Annotated in this window: 26 protein-coding genes and 3 pseudogenes; 10 read left to right on the forward strand and 19 right to left on the reverse strand. The window is 57.7% G+C overall.

What is annotated here, in order from left to right; translation table 11 throughout:
- A pseudogene (locus V7665_RS08230) lies at positions 1 to 207 on the forward strand (serine hydrolase); the annotation flags it as partial.
- Positions 208 to 252: 45 nt separating this feature from the next.
- Here V7665_RS08230 and V7665_RS08235 read toward each other — a convergent pair.
- The 13 genes and pseudogenes from V7665_RS08235 to V7665_RS08295 form a co-directional block, all read right to left on the reverse strand.
- Positions 253 to 1,050 (reverse strand): LysR family transcriptional regulator, encoded by a 798-nt coding sequence (locus tag V7665_RS08235; protein WP_335664054.1) that lies wholly within the window; start codon positions 1,048 to 1,050, stop codon positions 253 to 255.
- Positions 1,047 to 1,445, reverse strand: coding sequence for a Co2+/Mg2+ efflux protein ApaG (apaG, locus tag V7665_RS08240; protein ID WP_335664077.1), 399 nt, complete (start codon positions 1,443 to 1,445; stop codon positions 1,047 to 1,049). Before apaG ends, V7665_RS08235 begins: the two co-directional genes overlap by 4 nt.
- A gap of 15 nt (positions 1,446 to 1,460) precedes the next feature.
- Positions 1,461 to 2,668: pseudogene (locus V7665_RS08245) on the reverse strand (trans-sulfuration enzyme family protein).
- Positions 2,669 to 2,677: 9 nt separating this feature from the next.
- Positions 2,678 to 3,730, reverse strand: coding sequence for a 3-isopropylmalate dehydrogenase (gene leuB / locus V7665_RS08250; protein ID WP_335664055.1), 1,053 nt, complete (start codon positions 3,728 to 3,730; stop codon positions 2,678 to 2,680).
- A gap of 47 nt (positions 3,731 to 3,777) precedes the next feature.
- Positions 3,778 to 4,512, reverse strand: a complete 735-nt coding sequence (gene recO / locus V7665_RS08255; protein WP_335664056.1) for a DNA repair protein RecO — start codon at positions 4,510 to 4,512, stop codon at positions 3,778 to 3,780.
- Between the two features lies 1 nt (position 4,513).
- Entirely contained in the window at positions 4,514 to 4,807 is a 294-nt protein-coding gene (locus V7665_RS08260; protein WP_335664057.1) for a type II toxin-antitoxin system RelE/ParE family toxin, read from the reverse strand.
- Positions 4,800 to 4,976 (reverse strand): hypothetical protein, encoded by a 177-nt coding sequence (locus tag V7665_RS08265; RefSeq protein WP_335664058.1) that lies wholly within the window; start codon positions 4,974 to 4,976, stop codon positions 4,800 to 4,802. Before V7665_RS08265 ends, V7665_RS08260 begins: the two co-directional genes overlap by 8 nt.
- Before the next feature lie 45 nt (positions 4,977 to 5,021).
- Entirely contained in the window at positions 5,022 to 6,959 is a 1,938-nt protein-coding gene (uvrC, locus tag V7665_RS08270; RefSeq protein WP_335664059.1) for an excinuclease ABC subunit UvrC, read from the reverse strand.
- A gap of 224 nt (positions 6,960 to 7,183) precedes the next feature.
- Positions 7,184 to 7,711, reverse strand: a complete 528-nt coding sequence (locus V7665_RS08275) for a F0F1 ATP synthase subunit B family protein (protein WP_335664060.1) — start codon at positions 7,709 to 7,711, stop codon at positions 7,184 to 7,186.
- A 23-nt stretch (positions 7,712 to 7,734) separates the two neighbouring features.
- Positions 7,735 to 8,220 (reverse strand): F0F1 ATP synthase subunit B family protein, encoded by a 486-nt coding sequence (locus V7665_RS08280; RefSeq protein ID WP_335664061.1) that lies wholly within the window; start codon positions 8,218 to 8,220, stop codon positions 7,735 to 7,737.
- Between the two features lie 174 nt (positions 8,221 to 8,394).
- Positions 8,395 to 8,613, reverse strand: a pseudogene (locus tag V7665_RS08285) (F0F1 ATP synthase subunit C); the annotation flags it as partial.
- 40 nt (positions 8,614 to 8,653) lie between these two features.
- Positions 8,654 to 9,406, reverse strand: a complete 753-nt coding sequence (locus tag V7665_RS08290; RefSeq protein WP_335664078.1) for a F0F1 ATP synthase subunit A — start codon at positions 9,404 to 9,406, stop codon at positions 8,654 to 8,656.
- Between the two features lie 45 nt (positions 9,407 to 9,451).
- Positions 9,452 to 9,802 carry an AtpZ/AtpI family protein gene (locus V7665_RS08295; RefSeq protein ID WP_335664062.1) on the reverse strand — a complete coding sequence of 117 codons (351 nt, stop codon included), beginning with the start codon at positions 9,800 to 9,802 and terminating at the stop codon, positions 9,452 to 9,454.
- A 339-nt stretch (positions 9,803 to 10,141) separates the two neighbouring features.
- Here V7665_RS08295 and V7665_RS08300 point away from each other — a divergent pair, with 339 nt between their 5' ends.
- The 4 genes from V7665_RS08300 (at position 10,142) to V7665_RS08315 (ending at position 14,415) form a co-directional block, all read left to right on the forward strand.
- Positions 10,142 to 10,912 (forward strand): crotonase/enoyl-CoA hydratase family protein, encoded by a 771-nt coding sequence (locus V7665_RS08300; protein WP_335664063.1) that lies wholly within the window; start codon positions 10,142 to 10,144, stop codon positions 10,910 to 10,912.
- Positions 10,913 to 11,007: 95 nt separating this feature from the next.
- Positions 11,008 to 11,976, forward strand: a complete 969-nt coding sequence (locus tag V7665_RS08305) for a cation diffusion facilitator family transporter (protein ID WP_335664064.1) — start codon at positions 11,008 to 11,010, stop codon at positions 11,974 to 11,976.
- Between the two features lie 29 nt (positions 11,977 to 12,005).
- Positions 12,006 to 13,022 (forward strand): zinc transporter ZntB, encoded by a 1,017-nt coding sequence (locus V7665_RS08310; RefSeq protein WP_335664065.1) that lies wholly within the window; start codon positions 12,006 to 12,008, stop codon positions 13,020 to 13,022.
- Between the two features lie 4 nt (positions 13,023 to 13,026).
- Positions 13,027 to 14,415, forward strand: a complete 1,389-nt coding sequence (locus V7665_RS08315; protein ID WP_335664066.1) for a mechanosensitive ion channel family protein — start codon at positions 13,027 to 13,029, stop codon at positions 14,413 to 14,415.
- A gap of 36 nt (positions 14,416 to 14,451) precedes the next feature.
- On the opposite strand, the gene V7665_RS08320 is transcribed toward V7665_RS08315, so the two are convergent.
- From V7665_RS08320 to V7665_RS08340, 5 genes are all read right to left on the reverse strand, one after another.
- Positions 14,452 to 14,685, reverse strand: coding sequence for a DUF1318 domain-containing protein (locus tag V7665_RS08320; RefSeq protein WP_335664067.1), 234 nt, complete (start codon positions 14,683 to 14,685; stop codon positions 14,452 to 14,454).
- Positions 14,686 to 14,875: 190 nt separating this feature from the next.
- Positions 14,876 to 16,669 (reverse strand): SLC13 family permease, encoded by a 1,794-nt coding sequence (locus V7665_RS08325; RefSeq protein WP_335664068.1) that lies wholly within the window; start codon positions 16,667 to 16,669, stop codon positions 14,876 to 14,878.
- A gap of 394 nt (positions 16,670 to 17,063) precedes the next feature.
- On the reverse strand, positions 17,064 to 17,459 hold the full coding sequence (locus V7665_RS08330) for a YdbL family protein (RefSeq protein ID WP_442955199.1): 396 nt from the start codon (positions 17,457 to 17,459) through the stop codon (positions 17,064 to 17,066).
- Positions 17,459 to 17,704, reverse strand: a complete 246-nt coding sequence (locus V7665_RS08335) for a YnbE family lipoprotein (RefSeq protein WP_335664069.1) — start codon at positions 17,702 to 17,704, stop codon at positions 17,459 to 17,461. The genes V7665_RS08330 and V7665_RS08335 overlap by 1 nt, the downstream gene beginning before the upstream one ends.
- A 22-nt stretch (positions 17,705 to 17,726) precedes the next feature.
- On the reverse strand, positions 17,727 to 20,906 hold the full coding sequence (locus tag V7665_RS08340) for a YdbH domain-containing protein (protein ID WP_335664070.1): 3,180 nt from the start codon (positions 20,904 to 20,906) through the stop codon (positions 17,727 to 17,729).
- A 114-nt stretch (positions 20,907 to 21,020) separates the two neighbouring features.
- On the opposite strand from V7665_RS08340, the gene radC reads away from it, so the two are divergent.
- Entirely contained in the window at positions 21,021 to 21,725 is a 705-nt protein-coding gene (gene radC, locus V7665_RS08345; protein WP_335664071.1) for a RadC family protein, read from the forward strand.
- Positions 21,726 to 21,783: 58 nt separating this feature from the next.
- Here the strand turns inward: radC and V7665_RS08350 are convergent, their stop codons facing one another.
- Positions 21,784 to 22,884, reverse strand: a complete 1,101-nt coding sequence (locus tag V7665_RS08350; protein WP_335664072.1) for a 6-phosphofructokinase — start codon at positions 22,882 to 22,884, stop codon at positions 21,784 to 21,786.
- A 113-nt stretch (positions 22,885 to 22,997) separates the two neighbouring features.
- On the opposite strand from V7665_RS08350, the gene purB reads away from it, so the two are divergent.
- The 4 genes from purB to V7665_RS08370 all read left to right on the forward strand — a co-directional run.
- Complete coding sequence (purB, locus tag V7665_RS08355; protein WP_335664073.1) at positions 22,998 to 24,299, forward strand: adenylosuccinate lyase; 1,302 nt, start codon at positions 22,998 to 23,000, stop codon at positions 24,297 to 24,299.
- Positions 24,300 to 24,384: 85 nt separating this feature from the next.
- Complete coding sequence (locus tag V7665_RS08360) at positions 24,385 to 24,723, forward strand: hypothetical protein (protein ID WP_335664074.1); 339 nt, start codon at positions 24,385 to 24,387, stop codon at positions 24,721 to 24,723.
- Complete coding sequence (gene pyrF / locus V7665_RS08365; RefSeq protein ID WP_335664075.1) at positions 24,720 to 25,394, forward strand: orotidine-5'-phosphate decarboxylase; 675 nt, start codon at positions 24,720 to 24,722, stop codon at positions 25,392 to 25,394. Before V7665_RS08360 ends, pyrF begins: the two co-directional genes overlap by 4 nt.
- A gap of 108 nt (positions 25,395 to 25,502) precedes the next feature.
- The coding region (locus V7665_RS08370; protein WP_335664076.1) for a phosphoribosylanthranilate isomerase at positions 25,503 to 25,925 on the forward strand (423 nt) is incomplete at its 3' end.

The raw sequence follows: 25,925 nt of genomic DNA on the forward strand, positions 1-25,925 counted from the left end.
GGTCAGGATGCGGCAGGGAAATGGAGCTATTTTGGCTATAAGGGCGGATCGGAACCCGGGGTGCTGTCCTTCAATTTCCTGCTGCGGTCCAGAACGGGGAAAAGCTATGCTATTTCGGTCAACTGGAACGATGGCGACATATCGCTGCAGGAGAGCGAGCTGCTAGCCCTGACAACGCGCCTGGTGAACTTGCTGGCAGAGCAATAGCGAAAACGGCCAGCTTGGCCCGCACAGGACCCAAGCGCAATGACGCTATGCGCTGGCGAGAGCCTCGACCAGCGCCTTCACCTTCTGCTGCCGCCACTGTGGCAGCGGTGCCATCAGCCAGTAACCGCGCGACGACACGCTGTCCTCGCCGATGAGCTCGACCCGGCCAGCCGCCAGATCGCGCTGGACCAGCATCTTCGGTACCCAGGCATAGCCGAAACCATTGGCCGCCGCTTCGATAGCCAGCCCGCCATCGGCGACCCGCATCAGGGTTTCCTCGCCTTCGGAAATCGGACAGCCCGGCCAGTCAATCTTGTTGCCACCGTCGAGACCGGGAGCAGCGACCTTCACGAACACGGTATCGCCGAGCATCTTGCCTTCATGTTTACCCGGCCCGTCGCCGAGCCAGATTGCCACGTCGAGATTGGCTTCGGTAAAATCAATTTCGTCATCTGCGGCGACCAGCGCGAAACTGGTGTCCGGATGGTCGGCGGAAAAGCTGGACAGTCTCTCGTTGAGCCATTTCTGGGTAAAATCGCGTGGAGCCGCAATGGTCAGCTTGTGCGAAGACTGACCCGATTGCATCGCCCGGACGGCTTCCTCAAATTGCAGAAAACCGGAGCGCAGCGCATCCAGCCCTGCCGACGCTTCGTCGGTCAGCTCGAGACCTTTGGGGGTGCGGCGGAACATAACCACGCCGAGCATGTCTTCCAGCGCCCGAATTTGCTGCCCGACCGCAGCGGGGGTCACCGCCAGTTCATCGGCCGCCTTGGTGAAGCTCAGGTGCCGTGCGGCAGCATCAAGCACACGCAGCCCGTTCAACGGCAAATGGGTGCGTTTCATTGCTCGACAGTCGGTTCGGTCAGAGGGAAATGGGGAATGCGGACTTCAAAGACCGGCGGTGTGCTGCCAACCATACCAAAATAGCCTTCCATCGAACCGCTGGGTGTATTGAGCGGGCAGCCCGAGACATAATCATGGGATTTGCCCGGCTGGATGATCGGCTGTTCACCAACCACCCCGTCGCCGTCGACCATTTGCAGACCACCATGCTGATCATTGATCCGCCAGTGCCGCGTCAACAGCTGCACTGGCGTGTCGCGATGATTCTCGATCCGTATATGATAGGCCCAGAACCAGCGGTGGCTATCAATATCCGATTGTTCGGGCAAGAAGGTCACGGTGACGCGCACGGTGACGCCATCGGTGGTTTCAGCGAACGGGAAGAATGATTCCATGGACATGGTATAGAGTTAAAGCCCCACCGACGAAAGGGCCTGATCCAGATCCTGGATCAAATCGATCGGATCTTCGAGACCGACATTGATCCGCAGCATGTCTTCGGTGATCCCGATCTCCAGCCTGGCTTCCTCGCCCAGCCCGTGATGGGTGGTCGAGGACGGATGACACATGAGCGAACGACTGTCGCCGATATTGTTCGAAATATCGATCAATTTCAATGCGTTGAGTAAGCCATGCGCCTGCTTGCGCCCGCCACCGACATAGAGCGAGAAGATCGGCCCGGTGGCCTCCATCTGGCTCATCGCGAGATTGTGCTGCGGGTGACTGGGCAGACCGGGGTGCAGGATCCTCTCTACCCGCTGCTCCAAAAACTTGCCCACTTCGAGCGCATTATTGCTCTGCCGGCGAATGCGCAGGTCGAGCGTCTCCAGCCCCTTGAGCACAACCCAGGCATTGAACGCGCTCAATGTCGGGCCGGTGTTGCGGGTGAAGGCGAGCAGGGTTTCCTCGATAAATTCTTCGCTGCCACAGACCGCACCGGCCAGCACACGCCCTGCCCGTCCATCATCTTGGTGGCGCTATAGGCAACCACGTCGGCGCCATATTCCATCGGCCGTTGCAGCACATTGGTGGCGAACGCATTGTCGACCACGCTGGTGATGCCCTTGGCCCGCGCCAGATCGCAGACGCTGCGGATGTCGATCACATCCATCGTCGGGTTGGCCGGGGTTTCAAAGAAGAAAACCTTGGTCTTCGGCGTGATCGCCCGTTCCCAATTGTCCATCTCGCGGCCGTCGACCACGGTCGTGTCGATGCCGAATTTTGGCAGCAGACTATCGGTCAGCCAGCGGCAGGATCCGAACAGGGCGCGACTGGCGACGACATGGTCACCCGCCTGCAACTGGCAGAGCAAGGCTGCGGTCATCGCCGCCATGCCCGACGCCGTGGCGCGGCAAGCGTCGGCGCCTTCCATGATCGCAATCCGTTCTTCCAGCATCTGCACCGTCGGATTTTGCAGACGGCTGTAGGTCATGCCCTCCTGCTCGCCGGCAAAGCGCGCAGCAGCATCCTCGGCGCAGTCATAGCTATAGCCCGATGTCAGGAACAAGGCTTCGGATGTCTCGCCAAATTCGCTGCGCATCGTGCCGCTGCGGATCGCCTGGGTCGCAGGACGCCAGTTCTTGGTGATATTGCGGTCTTGGCCGGTATTTCTTTTCATGATGCTGTCTTAGCCGCCCGTCAGTTGCGCGACAATAGCGTCGCCGATTTCCGTGGTCGAAGCCTTGCCGCCCAGATCATGGCCGAGCACGCCCTGAGCAAGCACGGCGGCCACCGCCGCTTCGATCCGGCTGGCTGCTGCTTCCATGGCGAAGCTGTGCCGCAACATCATCGCGGCGGATAATATCATGGCGGAAGGATTGGCAACCCCTTGCCCGGCAATATCCGGAGCGCTGCCATGGATCGGTTCGTAGAGACCCTTGGTGCCTTCGCCCAGCGAGGCGGACGCCAGCAGGCCGATCGAGCCGACGCACATACTCGCCTGGTCGGAGAGTATGTCGCCGAACAGATTGCCGGTTACGACCACGTCAAACTGGCCCGGATTGCGCACCAGCTGCATCGCCGCATTGTCGACATACATGTGGCTGAGCTCGACTTCGGGATATTCGGCCAACGTCTCGATCATCACGTCGCGCCACAATTGCGATGTTTCCAGCACATTGGCCTTGTCGACCGAACAGAGCCGCTTGCCACGCACCATCGCGGTCCTGAACGCGACATGGGCGATGCGCCGGACTTCGCTCTCGTCATAGGACATGACGTCATAGCCCTCGCGCAGGCCATCGGCGGTTGTGCGCATGCCCTTTTCGCCAAAATAGACATCGCCATTCAGTTCGCGGACGATCACAACATCAATCGTGCGCGCGATTTCCGGCTTGAGGCCGGACGCATCCTCCATACCGGGAAACATTTTGGCCGGCCGCAAATTGGCAAATGTCTGCATTTCCTTGCGCAGACCCAGCACCGCCTGTTCGGGGCGCAAATGGCGTTCCAGATTGTCGCAGGACGGATCGCCGACCGCGCCGAACAGAACCGCATCGGCAGACTTCGCCAGTGCCACCGTTTCCGGTGGCAGCGGATGGCCATGGTTGCGATAGGCAACACCGCCGACATCGGCGTGGCTCAATTGCAGATCGGGCAGATCAAGGACCTCCAGCACGCGCAGCGCCTCGACCATGATTTCCTGACCAATGCCGTCGCCGGCGAGCACCGCAATATGCATGAAATTTCCTTCTTGTAAGCGCGCCGTTCCTGCCGCGCCTTGACGCGTTACGCAACCACCCTTTTCAGGCGATCGACCAAAACCGTGCGCGCCGCCATCACGTCCCGGCGGCGATCTTCGAAAAAATGGCGCTTGAGGAAAAATCCGGTGACGCGCAGGCCGTCAAATATATCATCCCATTCCGGCGTAACCGGTTCTTTGAGAAAGGCCGGCAGCGGCAACAGACGATCCTTGTAGAGGGTTCCGGCTGCCGCGCTGACCGCCATTGCGCTCTTCGGGCTGATATAGACCAGACCCTCCTCAGACCCGGTCACCGCGCATTTGTCCAGCGCCAGCCCAAAGCCCAGTTCCGAGAGTAGCAGCAGCTCATAGCGCACCAGGGCCACCGCCCAGCCCTTGGCGGACGGAGCGCCGCAAATGGCGTCGAGCAGGGCGGACAAAGCCGAATGGAGCGGCGGATAGCTTTGCTCTTCCGGCAACACCGCCGCAGTCAGGGCGGTCACCCAGTCCAGCGCCGCGCTGGCCAGCGGTTCGCCGAGAAACGGTCCCCGGCTCTGATGCAATTCCGCCGTCATCGACGCCAGCTGATCCTCGGTCCGGGCCCGATAATCGGCCTGCACGATATTTGAAGGGATCAGCACCGGCCGCATCGTCCGTGAATGCGCACCCCGCACATAGCCCGTGACCAAGCCATTTTCCGGGGTTAGCGAACGGACGACCGCGCCATGCTCGCCATGCGACTTGACCGAACAGATGATCGCGGAGGTGCGGAGGTTGGGCAAATCATTCTACCGATGGATAATTTCGACTATTATGCAATATCGCTTCGATCAGAATATGATCCGCTATTCCGCCAAACCCGAGACGATAGACCACTACATAAGGCAGTCCGCTGACTGACAACTCGAACGTATTTTCAATTCTGCCAACCTTTCCCAACTGTGGAAAGTCGGCCAGAATCTCGATATTTTGTCGAAGTCGGGCAATGATCCGAAGGGCTGTTGCAGGACTGTCTTTCGCGATCCAGTCGAATATGTCTTTAAGGTCTCTGCGTGCGCCTGATGAAAATTCAATCATCTAGGCCAAGTGCATTCCATACTTCTTTCGCTGGATAAACTCTGGCACCCTTGTCCGTGTCGTCCATCGATTTTTTTACTTTTGTGCGGAACCAGGCATCATATCCAGCATCCGGTTTTTCGCCCGTGATCGTGGCCTTTACAGCATCAGTCTTCCGTTGCTCGTTCATGGCCCCAATAATATCATGGCATCTCGATTGTGGCAAGAAACTCCATTATCCATGGAAGAAATCATAGATTTTCTGCGCCACCGTCGCCGATACGCCCGGCGCACCCTGCAGATCGTCGAGCGAGGCGTTTTTCACCGCTCGCGCCGTTCCGAAATGCAGCAGCAGCGCCTTTTTCCGGGATGGCCCGATGCCCGGCACGTCATCCAGAGAACTATGCCCTACCGACTTTGCCCGTCTGGTCCGGTGTGCGCCAATCGCAAAGCGGTGGGCTTCGTCGCGCAGCCGCTGGAGATAGAAGAGCACCGGGCTGTTCATCGGCAGGTTGATCTGGCGACCATCGGGCAGATGGAAGGTTTCGCGCCCGGCATTTCGGTCCGGCCCTTTCGAAACCCCGATCATCACCACATCCTCGACACCGATTTCGGCCAGCGCCCCCCGTGCCGCGCTCATCTGGCCCTTGCCGCCATCAATCAGCACCAGATCGGGCCACTCGCCTCTCTCGCGATCCGGGTCTTCCTTTTGCGCGCGGGCAAAGCGCCGCTCGAGCACTTCGCGCATCATCGCGAAATCGTCGCCGGGTGCGATGTCGGGATTTTTGATATTGAATTTGCGATAGGCGTTCTTGCGGAAACCTTCCGGTCCGGCGACGACCATGCCGCCGACCATATTCGTGCCCTGAATATGACTATTGTCATAAATCTCGATGCGATCAGGCACCGCATCCAGTTCCAGCAGATCGACCATTTCGCGCATGATCCGGGCCTGGGTGGAGGTTTCCGCCAGCCGCCGGTCGAGCGCTTCTTCGGCGTTGCGGCTGGCCTGGGTCAGCAGCTTGCGGCGATCGCCGCGCTGCGGCTTGGAAACGCTGACCTTATAGTCGGCCTTCGTGCTGAGCGCCTCGGCCAGCAGTTCGGCATCGGGCAATTCCCGGTCGAGCAACACCAGCTTGGGCGGCGGCATCTGGTCGTAAAATTGCATCAGGAAGCTGGAGAAAACCTCCTCGATTGCGACATTGGTGGTATGCGCCGGGAAGAAGCTGCGGTGACCCCAATTCTGGCCGCCGCGAATGAAAAATGCCTGAATGCAGACGGTCGAGCCCTTGGCCGCCAGCGCAAAAATATCGGCGTCCGGCAAGCCCGCCGCATTGATCGCCTGACTGCCCTGGATGAAGGTCAGCGCCTTCAGCCGGTCGCGATAGATCGCGGCCATTTCGAAATCGAGACCGTCGGCGGCCTTTGCCATCGCGTCACCCAGCTTGTGCTGCACGGCGGTCGACTTGCCCGACAGAAAATCGCGCGCGTCCTCGACCAGCTCGGCATAATCCTCCTTGCCAATCCGGTCGACGCACGGCGCCGAGCAACGCTTGATTTGATAGAGCAGACAGGGCCGCGACCGGTTGTTGAAAAAACTGTCGGTGCAGGAGCGCAGCAGGAACAGCTTCTGCAAGGCGTTGATCGTCCGGTTGACCGATCCGGCGCTGGCAAAGGGACCGAAATATTGCCCCTTGGTCCGCTGCGCGCCGCGATGCTTGGTAATCCGCGGAAAATCAGAATCGTCGCGCAGCAGGATGAAAGGGAAGCTCTTATCATCGCGCAGCAAGACATTGTAAGCAGGCCGGAATTTCTTGATCAGCTGCGCCTCGAGCAGCAAGGCTTCGGCCTCGCTGCCGGTCGTGACAATGGTCATCGAGCGGGTTTGGGCGACCATCCGCATCAGCCGGTGCGGCAGGCGGTTCATCTGGACATAGGCGCCAACCCGGCTCTTCAGCGACCGCGCCTTGCCTACATAGAGCACGTCACCGCGCTTGTCCTGCATCCGGTAGACGCCCGGCCGTGTCGGCAGCGTATTCAATACCTCACGGATCGCCGCCATGCCGGCCTCGAGATCAGGCGTATCGCCCTCCCCACGCACCGCATAGGTCGCTTTATCCTCGTTGAAACGGGAAGCGGCATTGGGTTGATCGGGGCGGTCGGCCTTGGACATGGGTTTTGTTTAAGTGAGGGCTAGATGCATTGCCAGAGCAATTACATCATCTCCCGCAGGGAGAGGCAAGTATAGCTAGTCAGTCCTGAGCTTGTCGAAGGACTGACTAGCGAAACTCGGTGAGGGGTTCGAGTGTCGAGAGGGGAAAACCCCTCACCGACTGCTCCTAAGGCAATAAATTGCCAAGGCTTTGGCTTCCTCTCCCTCAAGGGGAGAGGAGCAAATTAATTCAGCGCCTTGCCAATGTCGCCAATCGCTTTGTCGACCAAAGACTTGTCGGCAGCGGCATCATGGCGCGCCGCAATCAATGCTTCTGCTGCCTGGGTTGCTGCTGATGCGGCCTTGGCCCGAACCGCTGCGATAGCAGAGCGTTCCGCTGCGCCGATCTTGTCTTCCGCCATTTTCTTCCGGCGGGCGATCAGTGCCTTGCTGTCGACTTCTGCCTGCTTGACCAGGGTCGCAGCCTCTTTTTCAGCATTTTCCATCAGCGCTTCGGCTTCTGCCTGTGCGCCAGCGGTCTTGGCTTCATATTCGGCCTTCAGAGCCTCGGCTTCCTTGCGGAGATTGGCGGCTTCGTCGAGGGTCTTCTTGATCTCGGCGATCTGCTTGTCCAGCATCCCGCCAATGATCTTGGGGACTTTTGCCCATAGCATGATGCCGAATACGATCAGCATCCCCACGGCGACCCATCCGGTCGCGTTCAATCCGAGTGCGCTTGCTTCCGCGCCTTCTGCCAAAATCGTCAATAGCATCGTCTATCTCCTTCAGCAGGCGCTCAGAAAGCGGCCTTGACCGCCTTCTTTGCATCGGCTGCCGAAACCTTGGTACCGGAAACCGTCGCGACAATCGCCTGAGCGGCTTCGGCTGCCACAGCTTCGATTTCCTTGAGAGCGGCGGTTTTTGCCGCTCTCAACTCGGCGTCGGCTTCATCGGCCTTCTTGGCGATGGCAGCATCCGCCCGCTTGACCGCAGCCTCGTTCTTTTTGGCTGCCTTGGCTTTGGCGTCGTTGACATTGCCCAACGCATCGGCCCGCGCATCGTTGATACTGGTGCGATAATCGGTCTCGATCTGCTCAGCCCTGTCTTGCGCGCCCTGTGCGGCCGCAAGATCGTCGGTAATCCGTTTTTGACGGTCATCAACGGTCTTGCTGATCTTCGGCACCATGTTTCTGGCAATGCCAAAATAAATGATGCCAATGACGATCAGCAACCAGAAAAACTGGCTACCATAGACTTCCAAGAGCTGACTAATTTGAGGCATTATTCACCTGTAAATTCAAGACGCAAAACCGATAATTTGGCCGAGCTGGGCAAGACCAACGCACGCAGTAGATTATTCTGCTGGTGCGGTTGCCGGTGCTTCTACTGCTGCTGGCGCATCGACCGCTACAGCTTCAACTGCAACGACTTCTGCTTCAGCAACGGCTGGCGGTGCGTAAAGGATGATCATGGCAACAGCGAAAGCGATCAGGCCGAGCAATTCAGCAGCAGCAAAGCCGATGAACAGACGTCCCTGCTGGCCGTCAGCCGCAGATGGGTTACGCAAAGCGCCTTCAAGGAAGGAACCGAAAACATTACCAACACCGGTAGCAGCGGCACCTACGCCGATTGCAGCCAGGCCAGCGCCGATAACTTGTGCAGAAGAGAGATCCATTTTTTAACTCCGTATTGTAAAACTAGGGATTGAAAGTGACTTAGTGAAGATTTTCCGCATCGTTGATGTACAAGGATGTGAGAAGAGCGAAAACATAGGCCTGAATGGCGCAAACCAGCAATTCCAGCGCGCTAACAAAGGCGATGAAGATGATGCTGAGCAATGCGATACCCCAACTGGCGCCGCCTGCATCAATCGCCTGAATGACGAAATTGGCGAACACCTTGATCAGGATATGGCCGGCGATCATCGCAACGAACAGCCGCAGCGCCAGGCTGAACGGACGGACGAGGAAGGACAATAGCTCGACCATGAAGATCAACGGGATCATCACGACTGGCGTGCCATGCGGGATGAACAGGCTGAAAAACTTGAAGCCATGTTTCCAGAAACCGACGATCAATACGATCGAGAAGCTGATCGCTGCCAGCAGACCGGTGACGGTGAACTGGCTGGTGACGGTGAAGGGATGGATGCCGGGGATGATCCCGAAGGGCATCATGCCGAGCAGATTGGAAAACAGGATGAACATGAACAATGTGAACACCCAGGGCGTATATTTCTTGCCTTGCGGGCCAATGCTGGTGGCGATGATATTATCGACAAAGCCGACAACGCCTTCGACCATGACCTGCCAGCGACCGGGAACCAGTTCCCGCTTCATTCCGCCCATCATGAACACATAAAGAAGCCCAAGGACGATGAACATCCATAGCGCGCTGTTAGTAAAGCTGATCTGTTGACCGAATAAAGTGAAGCCATCAAAAATGGGCAGCACTTCAAACTGGTGCATAGGATCAATCTTGCCGTCTGTAGCCACTAATCTAACCCCTGATAGTCAATCGTCATCATCTGCTAGCGCCGTCCCGATGTCATCCACCGGTTGGCTCGAAATCACGTAAATTTTCCTGAACGCCACTCCCGTTCCGAGGAAGAAGAACAGCAACAGGAACAATGGTTTTGTTCCCAACCAGGTGTCAAAAAGCCACCCAAGGAAGAAACCAGCAGCCACGCCTCCAATCAAATAGCTTAGCACCCTTGCGCCGAGCCGCTGACTTTCGTCTGGCCCTTTGTTTCGGTGCCCCGCTTTGATCCTCTCTCTATTCTGTGCCGTTTCCAGTCGCTCTTCCAGCGATGAAACCCGCACATCCTCTTCGAGGGGATCCCGATCAGATTCGCTTGCTGCCATTACCACCCCTTTAAATGCCCCGAAGAGCGCCGAAAAGAGCCATAGATAACAGCAGGCCGACCCGCCAAGGCGCGGTCCGTTTAGGAAAGCCGCGTGCCCAAGTCAACAGCAATGCTGCAACGCGGAAAATGTGTTGGGTTCGACGAAGGATTTGTGCAGTAAACGCATCAGCGAAACCGGCTATTGTTGACAATCCGTATCAAAAGAAGTGGCGCAGATTGGCGCGGGATCAACAGCAATATGGGTCTGCTTTGCCAACAGGCGCAGGATGAAAGTTCTGCTTGTTCTGGCGGCCGTCGACTGTCAATTTGGAAAACGCTCAAAACAAAGGACCGTCCCGTGACCCTCCAGACAGACCGCACCGACAATATTCTGACCGTAACGATAGACAGGCCGGAACGCAGAAATGCGGTCGACGGCGACACGGCGAAAGCCCTTTATGACGCGTTCAGGGATTTTGATAAGGATGACAGTCTGCACGTCGCCATATTGACCGGAGCAAATGGCAATTTCTGCGCTGGCGCTGACCTGAAAGGGGTGTCCGAAGGCAGAGGCAATGCGGTGCTGGTCGATGGCGAGATGGCTCCGATGGGCCCCAGCCGACTGCGGCTTTCAAAGCCGGTCATCGCGGCGGTTGAAGGCTATGCAGTCGCCGGTGGCCTGGAACTGGCATTGTGGTGCGATCTCAGAGTGGCCGCGCAATCCGCCGCTTTCGGGGTCTTCTGTCGCCGTTGGGGGGTGCCGCTAATTGATCTTGGAACGATCAGGCTGCCGCGTCTCATCGGCCAGTCACGCGCGGCGGACATGATATTGACCGGCCGCGAGGTCAAGGCGGACGAAGCGCTGTCATTTGGTCTGGCCAACCGGGTGGTACCCGATGGTCAGGCCTTGGCTGAAGCCAAAAAACTGGCCGCTGATATTGCCGCATTTCCGCAGCGCTGCTTGCGAAGCGACCGCCGATCGATGTTTGACCAATGGGATCTCGCTGAACTGGACGCAATCAGACATGAAACCCAATTGGGGTTGGAGACCATAAAATCGGGCGAGACACGGGCCGGCGCCACCGCCTTTGCAAATGGCAGGGGTCGCCATGGCGAGTTTGGTGGCTAGGGTCGGCAGGACGCCTTGAATCGCGGCCCGCATTCTTGACGCCCGGCAGATTGTCGTGAAAGGTAATCTCTGCGCGGCAAGGGGACCGCGTTTTTATGGCTTCAGGTTCAAAGACGGTTATTTACGCGGCATTGGCGGGCAACAGTCTGATCGCTGTTTCCAAATTTGTCGCTGCCTCCGTCACCGGCAGCTCTGCAATGTTTAGCGAAGGCGTGCACTCGGTTGTCGATAGCGGCAACCAGCTTTTGATGCTGTTTGGCTTGAAACGCGCCGTGCGGCCACCCGACGAAAAACATCCTTTCGGCTATGGCATGGAATTATATTTCTGGACCTTCGTGGTCGCAATATTGATCTTCGCCGTCGGTGCCGGCATTTCCATCTACGAAGGCGTGCAAAGCCTGTACAATCCGCATCCGGTGGAATCGCCGATATGGTCTTATGCTGTGCTGTCTTTGGCGATGGTGTTCGAAGGGGCTGCCTGGTGGGTAGCCTTTCGGGAATTCCGGCGCACCAGGGGAAACCAGACCTGGTATGCGGCCGTCCGCAACTCCAAGGACCCGACGGTTTTCACGATCCTGTTCGAAGACAGCGCTGCGATGATGGGATTGATCATCGCCTTTATCGGTATATTTGCCTCGCAATATTTCAATATGCCGATACTCGACGGCATTGCTTCGATTTGCATTGGTGTCGTGCTGGCGTTCGTCGCGGTGCTGCTGGCCTATGAAAGCAAGGGCCTGCTGATCGGCGAAGGCGCTTCCCCGGAAGTGGTCGCCGGGATTCGTGCCGTGGTTTCCGATGACAAACGGATCACCGGGCTGAACGAAATATTGACCATGCATATGGGTCCGGAAGATATATTGCTTGCCGCCAGCGTAGATTTTGATGACGGTTTGACCGCCGATAAAGTGGAACAGGCGATTACCCATTTTGAAAAGACGATCAAAAGCCAGTTCCCGCAGGTCAAACGGATATTCATCGAGGCGCAAAGCTGGCGCCAGCATCACGCGACGGCCATTGCCGCAGGAGAAATGAGTTCGCAGCGCCCGCCTGATGGGAAATAAGACGGACGAACCGCAAGCAGGAGCACCCAATGACTGACGCACCCGTGACAAAATCCCGTGTTCATGACATCGAACCGGAAGACGGGCTGTTGTTCGGGTGCATCTTGGATGGCAAGGGCGGTGGACGGCTTTGCGGCTGGGCAGAAGTCGAGGCGACCGCCCCTGAAACCACGCCGCTCTGGCTCCATCTGGATAATGTTTCTGAACGGGCTGAATCGTGGTTACGCAATAAATCCGGTATCCCTGCCTCGGTCGTTGGTGCCTTGCTGGCAAAAGAGTCCCGACCGCGAAGTCTGCGGGTCGACGATGGACTTCTTGTCATCCTGCGCGGCATCAATCTGAATGAAGGCGCCGAACCGGAAGATATGGTCGCCCTGCGCATGTGGGTAGAACCAAAGCGGATTGTAACGGTGCGCTACGAGAGGATGATGACACCGCGCGATATATTGTCGGATATCATCGACGGCGGTCATGGTGCCGAGACGACACCTGATTTATTTGTCGCCCTTTCCGAACGACTGTCGCTCAAGATCAATGATGTCATTATCCAGCTGGAAGACCGGCTAGACGCATTGGAGGCCCAGGTTGATACCGAACAGCCCACCAGATTGCGTTCGAAGATCGCCGAATCGCGTCAGGATACAGTTGCGCTGCGTCGCTATCTGTCCCCACAAAGAGAGGCGCTCGCCAATTTGCAATATGACGCACCGGACTGGCTCAATCCGAGCCAGCGCATGGGGTTGCGGGAAACGGCCGACCGGACGCTGCGCTATCTGGAAGATCTGGATGCGGCGCGCGACCGGGCGATTGTAGTACTGGATGAACTGGCCAACAAAATGGCCGAATCGATGAACCGGACCATGTATGCCCTGTCGATCGTCGCCGCCATTTTTCTGCCGCTCAGTTTTCTGACCGGGCTGCTCGGCATCAATGTCGGCGGCATGCCGGGAGTGAACAGCAATGTGGCCTTCTGGATTACCTGCGCCATCATGACGATCCTGATGGTCACCGAGGTTTACGTGCTCCGGCGTCTGAAATGGATATAGAGATATGATCGTGAATATTCTGGCCGCGACGAACACCATACCGGACATTACCGACGTCCCCTCGATTCAGGACATCGGTGCCGGGTTCCGCGACATAAGCACGTTTTTTTCCTCGTTTTTTCTGCGCATGCAAGCCGAGCTGCTATCGGGAACGATCTGGCTGCAGCTGGGCGGTATCGTTGTCGCGCTGGTGCTCGGCTTTATATTTACCCGCATCTTGAAGGCCGCAACCGGCGGCTTCTTTGCCGATCTGGCGGAAAGTTTTCGCGGCGGAAAATATGAAGCCGTCTCGGGCACGCTTGTCTTTCCGTTAATTGCTTCGGCGATTATCTGGCTTATCATCTCGGGCTTCGTCGGACGCGGTATTCCGGTAGACTATATGCGGATGGTCGGCGCTGCGCTCGTCGCGACGCTGATCATTCGCACCTTCGCCCTGACCAACAGCGATCCGCTCTGGCGCTGGACGACAATCACGCTGACGATAATCGGCGCGCTGCTGGCGGTGGTGCGTCTTTTTACACCGACGATCGAATTTATCGACAGCCTGACGATCCCGTTGGGCGAAGATCTCTCCCTGCTCGATATTTTCAAGGTGCTGGTGATCGCGGTTGCGCTTGTTTGGGGGGCTTCATTTTTCTCCCGCCTCATTGAAACGCGGCTGAGCAAGTCCGAACGGATGACCCCCTCGGTCCGCGGGCTGTTCGGTCAGTTGATCCGCATATTGATGATCGGCGTCGCCATTTTCATCGCGCTCAATATGGTTGGCATCGATCTGACCGCATTTGCCGTATTTACCGGCGCACTGGGTGTCGGCATCGGCTTTGGTCTGCAGTCGATTTTCTCCAATTTCGTCGCCGGCATCATCATCATTCTCGAAAAAACGCTCAAGGTCGGGGATTTTGTCGATCTCGAGAGCGGTATCACCGGCGAAGTGCGGGAGATCAATGTCCGCAGCACGCTGATCACAACCAATGACAATATCGACATGCTGGTTCCCAATTCGGAATTCATCAACAAGCGTGTGATCAACTGGACCTTGCGGGAAGCCAAGCGCCGCATGCACGTGCCGGTTGGCGTGGCTTATGGAACCGACAAGGATCTGGTCAAGAAGGCGATATTGGAAGCGGCGGACAATGTCGAATTTACCCTGAAAGGCTTCAAGAACCGCAAGCCCGATGTCTGGCTGGTCGGTTTTGGCGACAGCAGTCTGGATTTTGAACTGATCGTCTGGCTGACCGACGAAGCGACCAAGAAACCAGGCAAGGTCCACGCGACCTATTGCTGGGAAATCGAAACGGCGCTGACCAAATATGGCATCACCATCCCCTTCCCGCAACGCGACCTCCATCTGGTCAGCGGATCGCTTGAAAAAGAAAAAGGCGCACCAGTCTAGCTGGCGCGCCTTCCGCTATTTTCGTTGTGAACTAACTCAGGGGCAACGTGAATCGCGCACAGGATCTGAACTGTGCGACGAATTCCAGCTATCGCCTGGCGTCTGATATTTTTCGTCTGCAGAGGTCCGCATGATCAGGTCGCAGCCCGAGGTGGAGGCAAATTGCTCGACCGTCGAATTGGTTTCCTGCGCCTTGCGGGTATAGGCCGCTTTGCGCTTGATATTGAGGTCATCGACCAACGCCTTGATCGCCGGTGAAGGCGAACTCACGCTGCCATTTTTGACCCTTTTAAACGCCCCGAAGAGCGCCAGAAAGAACCAAAGATACCGCAGGCCGACCCGCCAAGGCGCGACCCGTTTGGGAAAGCCGGACGCAGACGGCAAAATTAATCGCCGGCTATCGGCGCAAATGGGTCATTCAAAAATATTGACATCGGCTCTGGTTCCGAAATCGAGCCGACTAAAATACATAATAGATCCCCATGCAGGCCGCCAGACCGACGCCTACATTAAGCGGCAACCCGATCCGCACAAAATCGGAAAAGCGGTAATTTCCCGCCGTATAGACCAATGTATTGGTTTGATAGCCCACCGGTGTCGCGAAGCTGGCCGAGGCGCCGAACATAACCGTTACCAGAAGGCTGCGGACATCGACGCCGGTTTGCTCGGCGATACCAATCACGATCGGCGTCATGATCACGGCCACCGCATTGTTGGTAGCGGTTTCGGTGAGCAGCGACGTCAGCGCATAAACCGCGATGATCAGCCAAAGCGGCGAAATCATTTTGAGCAGAGGCAATAATGTATCGATTATCAACTGCACCGTGCCGGCGTTTTGCAGCCCTTGCCCCACCGCCAGCATCGAAAAAATCAGCACCAGCACATTGCCATCAATGGCCGACCACGCCTCTTCGCTGTCGATACAATTGGTCAACAGGACCGCAGCAACCCCCAGCATTGCCAGAGCGGCAATCGGCATCACGCCCAAACTCGCCGCGATGATGATGATCGCGAGCGTGAGAATAGCCACCGGCGCTCGGCGACGACGATAGGCCCGTGAGTCTGGCTCTTGCAAATGAACAAGGTCCGCATTGTCCTGCAATATCCCTAACGATCGATCATCGGTCTGCACCAACAGACTATCGCCATGCCTGATCCGGGCATCAGACAGCGTCGGACCAGCGATATGGCCTGGTCTTGATAGCCCTAGCACCCGCGCTGGAATACTTGCCAGGAACGGCAGGCTGGGTAATGATTTCCCTACGGACCGGTGAGATGGTCCGATGACCAGTTCGACCAAGCGGATATGGTCATCTGTCAGTTCAATGGCGGGCTGCTTGGCCCCGGCATAGCCCACTGAAAGCCCGTCAATTCCGGTCAGCGACAACAATTCTTCCTGGGACACCGCAGCGACCAATGTCTCTCCGCCTTCGATGACATGGTCGGCAAACTCCGAGCGGTCGATCCCCTGTCCGGTAAGCCGCCCCAATATCGTCACGCCCGAGGGCGCAAAGCCACTGATGTCGGAAATTTTCTTGCCGACAAAATCGCTATCCTCGATGATCCGGATATGGGTCAGATATCGAGAAGCGGGGGATTGGTCGGCCAGGCTTTCACTATCGCGTTTAGGCAGGAACAACGGACCCAATATCGCGATCATGATGATCCCCGCTGTCGCAGCGATCAGACCGACCAGGGTTATTTCAAACAGGCCAAAGGCTGCCTGCCCGTTTTCCTGTGCCACACCATCCACCAGCAAATTGGTCGATGTGCCAAGCAAGGTCAGGCTACCGCCCAAAATCGATATATAAGAGAGCGGGATGAGCAGCTTGCTCACTGCAATACCTGACACTTTGGCGATTTTGCGCATGATCGGGATCAGGATGATGACAACCGGCGTGTTGTTGACAAAGGCCGAAGAAGCAAATGTTCCGCCAAGAAACCCGCCTATCGCCATGAAGGGTCTGTGCTCCGCCTTGCGAGCGGCAAATCCGGCCAGCGCTTCGATCACGCCCGTGCGCACCAGAGCCCCGGACAAAATGAACATGGCCCCGATGGTCAAGGGCGCGGGGTTGGAAAAGACAGACAATAGATCATCGCTGCTGAGCAAACCGAAAACCAGCATCAGTGCCGCCGCTACCGTCGCGGTTACTGCCGGCGGGCGCCGCTCACCGACAAATGCCGCGAATAAGGCAACCAATATCACCAATCCTGCATAAGGTTTTGCAATATCCCAATAATATGCCCAATCCAAATTTCGTTCCTAATCCACAGGTTGCTGGCCAGTGCTTTAACAGGAAGACGGCAAGCACCGCCAGTACATTGGCCACGCTTCGTACGCTGCGTTCGTCATCACGACGGACGAGAGGCATTTTCTCCGCGAGTCGGCATCGGCATGATCATCCCTCGGGCTTCCCGTCGCCTCGGCTCTCATACTCGTCATATATTGGTGCGTCGATCCTGGTTTTTATTTGCGGGTTTAAACCGGAACCGGCAAGAAAACGGCGTCGCTTCGCAAGCAAACCGCTCCAAATATCATTTTCGATCACAGGGGATCAGATGTCCATTTGAGCTGTGCAACGTTCAAACAAAAAAGGGCGCATCGAATCAATCGATACGCCTTTTTTGTTTTTCTGCCGAGACCTGACTCAAAGGCAACGCGAATCGCGCACCGGATCGGAACTGTCCCGCGTATTCCAGCTGCCGCTTGGCGCCTGATATTTCTCGCCCGGCACCGTGCGCATAATCAGGTTGCAGCCCGAGGTGAAAGCAAATTGCTCAACCGTCGAATTGGTTTCCTGCGCCTTGCGGGTATAGGCCGCTTTGCGCTTGATATTGAGGTCATCGACCAGCGACTTGATCGCCGGAGAAGGCGAAGTCACAAAGCCAAGATAGCCATCCGGCTTCTCGCCAATGGCGCCCGATGACCGCGCCGCCTCATAGGCGGGGTCGCGCTGCGCCATAACCGGCGCGGCGACAACCGCAGTCAAGATCAGTCCGCCAATGACGGCCAAAGCCTTGTTTTTCTTTACATGTTCAAACATTAGAAAATATCCGCTTCTTCGTTGATCAGGTTCTTTGCATCACCGTCCAGGCGATACACCACTTCCTGCTTGATATTGATATTGAGGTTGATGACAATCGGCTTGTCCGGTGCAGATATCTGCACACAGGCGGAAAGCCCTGTCAATATTCCCAAAATCAGGCTGGCGGTGGTTAAACTCCTCATATTGCGACGAATCGCACCATATGGTCGATCCGTCAATTGGCTTGTCTGATAAAGCATCATCGCTTTCCCCCGGCTGAATGGACTATTCATCTTCTTTGAGAACCTTCACGGCGGCCTTTGCCCGGGCCTCCTGCGCCCGCAATAGTGCGGGCAGGTTCTGCCCGACCAATATTTCCGGTTCATAATAGGATTTGGCACTGCTCATCAATTGCATGAACGGCGCCTGGATGCGGACATTGAACTGGATCGGGATGCGCGCAAGCTGCTTGGTGATGAAATTGCGGCTCGCATCATCGCCTTGCTGCAACCCGTCGAATTTTACCTCGGTGATTATTTCACCGGCAATGTCGCCGTTCATGCCGATAGTCAGATTGCGATATTTGATCGATTTGAGCGCATTGAAGGCGAAATTGGCCATGGTGCCCATATCTTCATAGGTGAGCTCTCCGACATAGGCGAGCGTGCCGCCGCCTTCGCGCGCAACCAGATAACCGCCGACAATCCGGCCGCCATCCTGATCAAAGACCATTGGCAGCTTGCCATCAAACACCCCGGTCGCGGTCATATTCTCGAAATCAAACTGGGTCAGGAACTGGGCGGCATCAACCCCTTCGACGGTAAATTGCAGCCGCCTTTCGGCTTCTTCGCTGAGATCCAATATGGTCGGCTCGAGATAAAGCTTGCCACCCGCAAACGGCCATTGGCCGCCTTCGATCTGCATTTTAAAGTCCGGCAGCAAACGATAGCGGATTTGTCCGTTGAACACGGCGACGCCGGGATTGACCTCGGACAGGCTGACGATCTGGCCCGGACCGGTTTCCAGCGCGAGCAGATCGGAAAAATTGATCTCGCCGGACAGCCCGGTCACCGGGCCGAATGCCGCCGCCAGGTTCATGCTGTTGGTGCGAAACGTCCCGCTACTCTTGATACCATTTTCGGAAGCATCCCAGTTGATCCGGCCGGTTCCCGACATTTCTCCCTGGACATTGGCGATCACGCCGAGGGTCAGCGGGGTCAGCTGTTCCGGCTGCAGCCGTTCGTTGAACGTCAGCGACTGAACGTCGATCAGCGCCCTGCCTTCGCTGTTTTTCAAAGTGTGGACAATATCGATCGCGGCAATGGCGGTCAGCGTCTCCGGCTCGCGGAGCCAGCCCGTCGCCGTGAGATCATTGCCGTCAAAACGCAATTTGACGTCATTGCTGATCAAGGGCCGGAACCGTTCCACCGGTTGCTCGTCACGAACCAGCAGACTGGCATCGGCCAGAAATTCGCCATTTTCATAGCGCCAGTTGCCTTCGACCTTTTCCATCAGCAACGGTACATTGGCCACTTGCCCGGAAGCGCCTTCCATTCGTCCGTTGATCATGTCTCCGAAAGCGGCGCTCAGCACGGCCATGTCGAGGCGCGTCATGTTGCCGGGAGCACCAAGCTTGATTCCGACATTTTGGGCGATCAGGCCTTTTGCCAGAGAAAAGCCCAGCGCGCCGCTCGAAATGGCCAGCGGCGTGCCGCCAACATCACCATTCAATTTGAGCGACGGCATATTGGCCGCAACATAGACACCCGATCCGCTGCCAGACACGATCGCATCACCCTGCGGACATAGTCGCGCGCTGGTTGGACCCGCGTGCAAGGAAGCGGCGCGCAGGCTGGCGAATTGCAGGTTGATACACTGGCGGAACAGGGCGAAATCCCCATTGCGCCCAATATTTCCGCTGACCGGCACTTGCAGCCCGGTAATCTGCCCGTCCCCGAGCGGTCCGGTGAGGATGATCCGTCCATCGATATTGGTCCCGCCCTGACGGGTTGGTGAGAAGGCCAGTGCCGGAATCTTCAGCTGGGCCGAACCGACCTGATAATTGGCCATTTCAAGCCGTCCGGAAAATCCGCGCGACAGGCTGCCGTCGTCAAGCAACAATTTGGCGCTCGGAAAACCACCGCCCGCCAGCCGGATATTTCCATCCGCCAGCATCCGGATATTCTTGTCGGTAAAGGCCAGCAGCAAGGGATCGCTGAGACTGACCGTGGCGCCGGAACGCGAGCGGGCGGCGAGCGCATTGAGCGAAAGCGTTGTCCGCCCGCCATTTTTTGACAATTTTATGTCGCTGGCTATATCGAAATCTTTTCCGGCCTGCTGAACGGCTTTCGCGAACCGGTTTGCTAGCGGGCCGACCGGTGTCCCGGCGACCGACGCAGACAGGCTGCCGGCCTGCCGCAACAGATTCTTGTCCACATGAACGCCGCGAATTTCCGGCTGCCCGGCAAAACTCGCCGTCATCACCGCACCGCCATAGCCCAGCGCGAACGGACCCTTGATGTGCGAACTGTCAGCGCTTCCATAGGGGGACCGCAACCCGCTAGCGGTCAGATCGATATCGCCCTTGCTCTGTTTGAAATCACCGGCAGTTTGCAGGGAGGCATCGATTTTCTGACCTGAATATTCGGCATAGCGAAACGGTCCGCCGAGCAGACCGATATTGCCGGACCAGCTGGCCAGATCCTCGCCGAGATCAACCGAGACTTGCGCCGCAACATCTTCAGCCGCCAGATCAACTTTGCTGCAAGCGATGGTCGGCAACCGCAGCGGCCCTTGCAAATGCGGTTTCTTGCGGCGAATCGCCACTTTGCCGAAAAAGCTCGGTTTGCTTAAGGCACAACCGCCAGCATCGAGATTCCGGCTGATCGCCGCAATTTCTCCGCTGAAACCATCGTGCAACTCGCCTTTGCCATTGAGCGCCATTCCAATGAGGCCATATTCGCTGTCGATCCGCAACTTCGCATCGCTCAGACCAAGCCAAATGTCCGGCAGAGCCAGCGGACTGTCGTCTTCCGGATCGGTAAACTTGTCGAGTTCCCCGAAAGTGAGCTTGCCATTCTCCAGCCGACCGAACAGCTTGACCCCGCTCGCCCGGACCCAGTTGATGCCGACACCGCCCAGGCTCAGGCTATTGCCAACCTCGACCAGCTCTGCGGTCATGTCGGGGCGTTCCGGATCACCGATCACCAGATTGCGAATGACCTGTTTGCGAAGCCCGATATCCTCGATATCGTAGCTGGCGCTAACATCCATCTGGTCAAGCTGGGACTGGATGACATTATCTGCCAGTGTCGTTCGACTGACCCACAGGGCGATCAGTCCGAGCAGGATCAGAACAAGCAATATCCCGCCATACAGTCGAAACCGGGAACGGCGACCAACGGGGTCATTGGCGATTTCTTCTTCCATTGCGGTTGAAATGGAGAAGTCTGCCTTAAGTTGCAATGTAGAAGTGTCCAAGTGGCCGCGTTTTAAGACCCAATATAGATATTGGACATTTTCGGACGGTTTTCCGCTTATCACCCACGTTCATGCTTTGTTCCGATTATAAGGGGACACATGACCAAAGGACATGACATGCAATCAGGCTTGCCCAGGCACGGCAGCGGTCATCGCGCCCGGCTTCGGCACCGCATATTGACCGGTCAGGGCAACGGACTGCACGATCACGAACTGGTCGAATATCTGCTCGCGCTGGCCATTCCGCGCCGCGACACCAAGCCGCTGGCCAAGCAGTTGATCGAGGAATTCGGCGGTTTCTCGCGTCTGCTGGTTTCGGATGCCGATGCGCTGGGGAATTTCCCCGGTATGGGCGAAACCAGCGTGGCCGCGCTCAAGATTGTCCAGGTCGCGGCCTTGCGCCTGATCTCCGAGCCGGTGCGGACCCAGCCGATCCTGTCAAGCTGGCAGGCTTTGCTCGACTATCTGCGGGCCGATATGGCGCATCTGGCCCATGAACGGGTGCGGGTTTTGCATCTCGACAGCAAGAACCGGCTGATCCGCGATGAACTGGTCAGCGAAGGGTCGATTGATCAGGCCGCCATCTATACCCGAGAAGTCATCAAGCGCCCGCTCGCTCTGGGGTCTGCGGCAATCATATTGGTACACAATCACCCGAGCGGCGACAGCACGCCCAGCCGGCAGGATATAGCGATTACCAAGGATATTTGCGCCGCCGGCCGCACACTCGGCATCACGGTTCACGATCATGTCATCATCGGCAAGGACGGCCACACCTCCTTCCGGTCGAAAGGACTGATCTAGCGGATCGCGAGCCACTGTCCCTGTCGGCGACCAGTTGAGCCATCAGCCATAACGCCCGTCAATACAGGAACATCGGCATGCCTTCGACCTGGATCAGATTGGCGCGATACAGGTTGGCGTCATAGAGGCCGGAGACATTGACCCCCTTGCTGTCCTCCAGCAGGGTTCCGATCGGCACCGTACCGTAATTGCCATCGGTGAGACAGACCATATTGGCCATCCGGTCCTGCTCGATCAGTTGCACCGCCAGCGCGCCAAAGGCAAAGCCGACCATCCGGTCCATCGCGTCCGGTTCTCCGGCGCGCATCAGATAGGCGAGTTCCTGCACGATGGTTCTCTGGTCCGAGCGCGCCTCGATTTCGCGCGCCAGTTGCGTGCCGATATTCAGGCCATCACGGCTGGTATTGGATTTGTTGAGTTCGTCGGCATAGTCGGTCCCGCCGGAAAGCCGGGCACCCTCTGACACGACACATATGGCGTAGGATTCAGGATTGGCCTGCTTGTCGTTGAGCAGCAATGGCAGCAGCACATCGATATCGGCAGGCACTTCGGCGATCACGGTCCGGTCGGCCTGCGAGAGGAAGCCGGAAACCATCGCCGTCTCTCCTGACCGCCGCCCGAACAATTCGATCACCGCGATCCGTTCATGGCTCGCCGCCGTGGTCCGCAGCGCGTTGATCGCCTGCACCGAGCGGGTGACGGCAGTCGAGAAGCCGATACAATAATCCGTGCCATGGACATCATTGTCCATCGTCTTGGGAATCGAAATCACGTTGCGGCCCAGGCTCGCCAGATGGGCCGAGAAACGCAGCGTGCCATCACCGCCCATGGTGATCAGGGCATCGACCTTCAGCGCATCAAATATGTCGAGCACCTTTTGTGTCTGGTCACCCTCTTTGGTCGTGCGCGGGTCGCAACGGGAGCTGTGCAAAATCGTTCCGCCCTGCCGGTCAATGCCGCGCACCCGGTCCTTGTCGAGCATCATGACACTGTTTTCGTTCGACCATGGATCGGCAGGGTCAATTTCCAGCACCCCTTCCCAGCCCCGGCGCAAGCCAACCACATCCCAGCCGCGCTGCCAGGCCGAAGTCGCTATCGACTGGATGCAGGGATTGAGGCCCGGGACATCGCCGCCGCCGGTGAGTATAGCCAGACGCATTTTATTCTCCCTGTTTCCGCCGCTGCATTGCCGACTCATTTCGTAGCTGCTAGCGGAGCCGCAAAACAAGGTACATCATTGCCGTAATCATTCACTTTGTCCAAGGACCAATCATGATTCCACGCTATTCCCGCCCCGAAATGGTTGCCATCTGGGAGCCTGAATCGAAATTCCAGATCTGGTTCGAGATTGAAGCGCATGCCACCGACGCGCTCGCCGAACTCGGCGTCGTGCCCAAGGCAGCGGCGGAAGCGATCTGGGCCAAGGGCAAATTTGACGTCGCGCGGATCGACGAGATCGAACTGGAGGTAAAGCATGATGTCATCGCTTTTCTGACCAATGTCGCGGAAAATGTCGGCGAGGAAGCCCGGTTCATGCATCAGGGCATGACCTCGAGCGATGTGCTCGACACCTGTCTTGCGGTGCAGCTGGCGCGCGCTTCGGACATATTGCTTGCGGATCTCGACGCCCTGCTCGCCGCGATCAAAAAGCGCGCCTATGAGCATAAGTTCACCCCGACGATTGGCCGCAGCCACGGCATTCACGGCGAACCGGTGACCTTTGGTCTGAAACTCGCCCAGGCCTATGCCGAATTTGAACGCAACCGCGAACGGCTGGTCGCCGCGCGCAAGGAAATTGCCACCTGCGCGATTTCCGGCGCGGTCGGTACCTTCGCCAATATCGACCCGAAGGTCGAGGAGCATGTCGCCGAGAAACTGGGCCTGACCGTCGAGCCGATCTCCACCCAGGTGATCCCGCGCGACCGCCATGCACAATTTTTCGCCACGCTCGGCGTCATCGCCTCGTCGGTCGAGCGACTCGCCGTCGAAGTCCGCCACTTGCAGCGCACCGAAGTGCTCGAAGCGGAAGAATATTTCTCGCCGGGCCAGAAGGGCTCGAGCGCAATGCCGCACAAGCGCAACCCGATCCTGACCGAAAATCTGACCGGCCTCGCCCGGATGGTCCGCAGCTATGCCCTGCCAGCGATGGAAAATGTCGCATTGTGGCACGAACGCGATATTTCGCACAGTTCGGTCGAACGGATGATCGGACCGGATGCAACGATCACCCTCGACTTCTCGCTGGCGCGGCTGACCGGCGTGATCGAAAAGCTGCTGATCTATCCCGAACGGATGCAGAAAAATCTCGACCGCATGGGCGGCCTGGTCCACTCGCAGCGCGTCCTGCTCGCCCTCACCCAGGCCGGCATCAGCCGCGAGGACAGCTATCGCATCGTCCAGCGCAACGCGATGAAAGTCTGGGAATCGGACGGCGAGATCGCCCTGCTCGACCTGCTCAAGGCCGATCCCGATGTCAGCGCCAAACTCTCTGACGCGGAACTGGAAGAGCGCTTCAACCTCGATTATCATTTCAAGCATGTCGACACGATTTTCGCCCGGGTCTTTGGCGAATAAGCCGGTTTTCGGTACCATTATATGGCATCTGGCCACCAGCCTGATTTGGGACTAGGATAGCTGTCACACGCAAAAAAGGTGAAGCATGCAATTTATCAAAATCCTGTTCTGGGTTCTCCTGCTGGTCGCGACCTTCATTTTCTGGTGGACCAATGAGGCACGAGCATCGCTGGATCTTGGCGCTGCGGTTGTCGAGGCCCGGGTTTCAACCTTTGTCGTCGGTGCCTTCCTGATTGGCTTCCTGCCCGCATGGCTGCTTTTGCGAGGCTCCAAATGGCGCTTCCTGCGGCGGATCAAGACGCTGGAAGACGCCGCACGCCCGGCAACGGTGCCGACTCCTTCCGCAAGCCGCTCACCGACACCACCCGCACAAGCCTCTCCGGCTGTGGCACCGGTGGATAGCGGCAAAGCGTCCAGCACATGAGCAATCCGATATACGTCGCGCTCGACACGCCCGATCTCGACCGCGCGATCGAGATTGCGCAGTCGGTCAAGGGCCATGTCGGCGGCCTCAAACTCGGACTCGAATTTTTCTGCGCCCACGGCCATCACGGCGTGCACGAAATCCACAAGCTCGGCCTGCCGATCTTTCTCGATCTCAAGCTGCACGACATTCCCAATACCGTCGCCAAGGCGATGCAGGCGATCAATGTGCTGGAACCCGCGATCGTCACGATCCATGCTTCTGGCGGACGCGCGATGATGGAAGATGCCAAGGCCGCAGCGAACGAACATACCAAGGTTGTCGGCGTAACCTTGCTGACCTCGCTCGACGAGCGCGACATGGGCCGGATCGGCTATAGCGGATCGCCGCATGACCAGGTCGAGCGGCTGACCGCACTGGCCCGCGAGGCCGGACTGGATGGCATCGTCTGCTCCGGCAACGAAGTCGAAGCGGCGCACAAAATCTGGAAAGACGGCTTTTTCGTCGTCCCCGGCCTGCGCCCCAAGGGCGGCGCCATGGGCGACCAGAAGCGGGCCGTGACACCGCAGCAAGCCAGAAACAATGGTGCGAGCGTGCTGGTCATCGGACGACCGATTACCGGTGCGGACAATCCCGGCGAGGCGGCGCGGGCGATCGAGGCGACGCTTTAAGTCCGTGTCATGCCAGCGCAGGCTGGCATCCAACCCAATATTGCGGTTCAATCGAAGATTGGTTTAGGCCCCAGCCTTCGCTGGGGTGACGGATGAATGAAGAAAATTATGCAAAACAAAACCCAAATCAAAATCTGCGGCCTGTCGACCGAAGCCTCGATCGACGCGGCTATCGAAGCTGGCGCGACCCATATCGGCCTTGTCCATTTCGAGAAGAGCCCGCGCCATGTTTCGTTGGAGCGCGCCGCTGAGCTGCGCGACCATGCGGGTGACCGGATCAAGACGGTGCTGCTGCTGGTCAATGCCGACCCCAAACTGACCGGCAAGGCTATTGCCGAAGTCAAACCGGACGTTCTCCAGTTTCATGGCAGCGAGACGCCGGACTGGATTGCGCTGGTCAAGAAAAATACCGGCCTGACCATCTGGAAAGCCGTCGGGGTAAGAGACAAAGCCACATTGGCAAGCACCGGCCGCTATGCCGATGTTGTCGACCGTTTGCTGTTCGACGCCCCGGCCAGGACTTTGCCCGGC

The sequence above is a fragment of the Parasphingorhabdus sp. genome, from assembly GCF_036964675.1.
Classification (GTDB): Bacteria; Pseudomonadota; Alphaproteobacteria; order Sphingomonadales; family Sphingomonadaceae; genus Parasphingorhabdus.

Coding starts and splice junctions, on each gene's coding strand:
- V7665_RS08305 (WP_335664064.1), top strand. CDS start 11,008: ATGGCTTCAGGTTCAAAGACGGTTATTTACGCGGCATTGGCGGGCAAC.
- V7665_RS08315 (WP_335664066.1), top strand. CDS start 13,027: ATGATCGTGAATATTCTGGCCGCGACGAACACCATACCGGACATTACC.
- radC (WP_335664071.1), top strand. CDS start 21,021: ATGACCAAAGGACATGACATGCAATCAGGCTTGCCCAGGCACGGCAGC.
- apaG (WP_335664077.1), bottom strand. CDS start 1,445: ATGGAATCATTCTTCCCGTTCGCTGAAACCACCGATGGCGTCACCGTG.
- V7665_RS08265 (WP_335664058.1), bottom strand. CDS start 4,976: ATGAACGAGCAACGGAAGACTGATGCTGTAAAGGCCACGATCACGGGC.
- leuB (WP_335664055.1), bottom strand. CDS start 3,730: ATGCATATTGCGGTGCTCGCCGGCGACGGCATTGGTCAGGAAATCATG.
- V7665_RS08280 (WP_335664061.1), bottom strand. CDS start 8,220: ATGCCTCAAATTAGTCAGCTCTTGGAAGTCTATGGTAGCCAGTTTTTC.
- uvrC (WP_335664059.1), bottom strand. CDS start 6,959: ATGTCCAAGGCCGACCGCCCCGATCAACCCAATGCCGCTTCCCGTTTC.
- V7665_RS08295 (WP_335664062.1), bottom strand. CDS start 9,802: ATGGCAGCAAGCGAATCTGATCGGGATCCCCTCGAAGAGGATGTGCGG.
- V7665_RS08335 (WP_335664069.1), bottom strand. CDS start 17,704: ATGATGCTTTATCAGACAAGCCAATTGACGGATCGACCATATGGTGCG.
- V7665_RS08350 (WP_335664072.1), bottom strand. CDS start 22,884: ATGCGTCTGGCTATACTCACCGGCGGCGGCGATGTCCCGGGCCTCAAT.
- V7665_RS08310 (WP_335664065.1), top strand. CDS start 12,006: ATGACTGACGCACCCGTGACAAAATCCCGTGTTCATGACATCGAACCG.
- V7665_RS08360 (WP_335664074.1), top strand. CDS start 24,385: ATGCAATTTATCAAAATCCTGTTCTGGGTTCTCCTGCTGGTCGCGACC.
- pyrF (WP_335664075.1), top strand. CDS start 24,720: ATGAGCAATCCGATATACGTCGCGCTCGACACGCCCGATCTCGACCGC.
- V7665_RS08330 (WP_442955199.1), bottom strand. CDS start 17,459: ATGTTTGAACATGTAAAGAAAAACAAGGCTTTGGCCGTCATTGGCGGA.
- V7665_RS08275 (WP_335664060.1), bottom strand. CDS start 7,711: ATGCTATTGACGATTTTGGCAGAAGGCGCGGAAGCAAGCGCACTCGGA.
- V7665_RS08290 (WP_335664078.1), bottom strand. CDS start 9,406: ATGCACCAGTTTGAAGTGCTGCCCATTTTTGATGGCTTCACTTTATTC.
- purB (WP_335664073.1), top strand. CDS start 22,998: ATGATTCCACGCTATTCCCGCCCCGAAATGGTTGCCATCTGGGAGCCT.
- V7665_RS08260 (WP_335664057.1), bottom strand. CDS start 4,807: ATGATTGAATTTTCATCAGGCGCACGCAGAGACCTTAAAGACATATTC.
- V7665_RS08235 (WP_335664054.1), bottom strand. CDS start 1,050: ATGAAACGCACCCATTTGCCGTTGAACGGGCTGCGTGTGCTTGATGCT.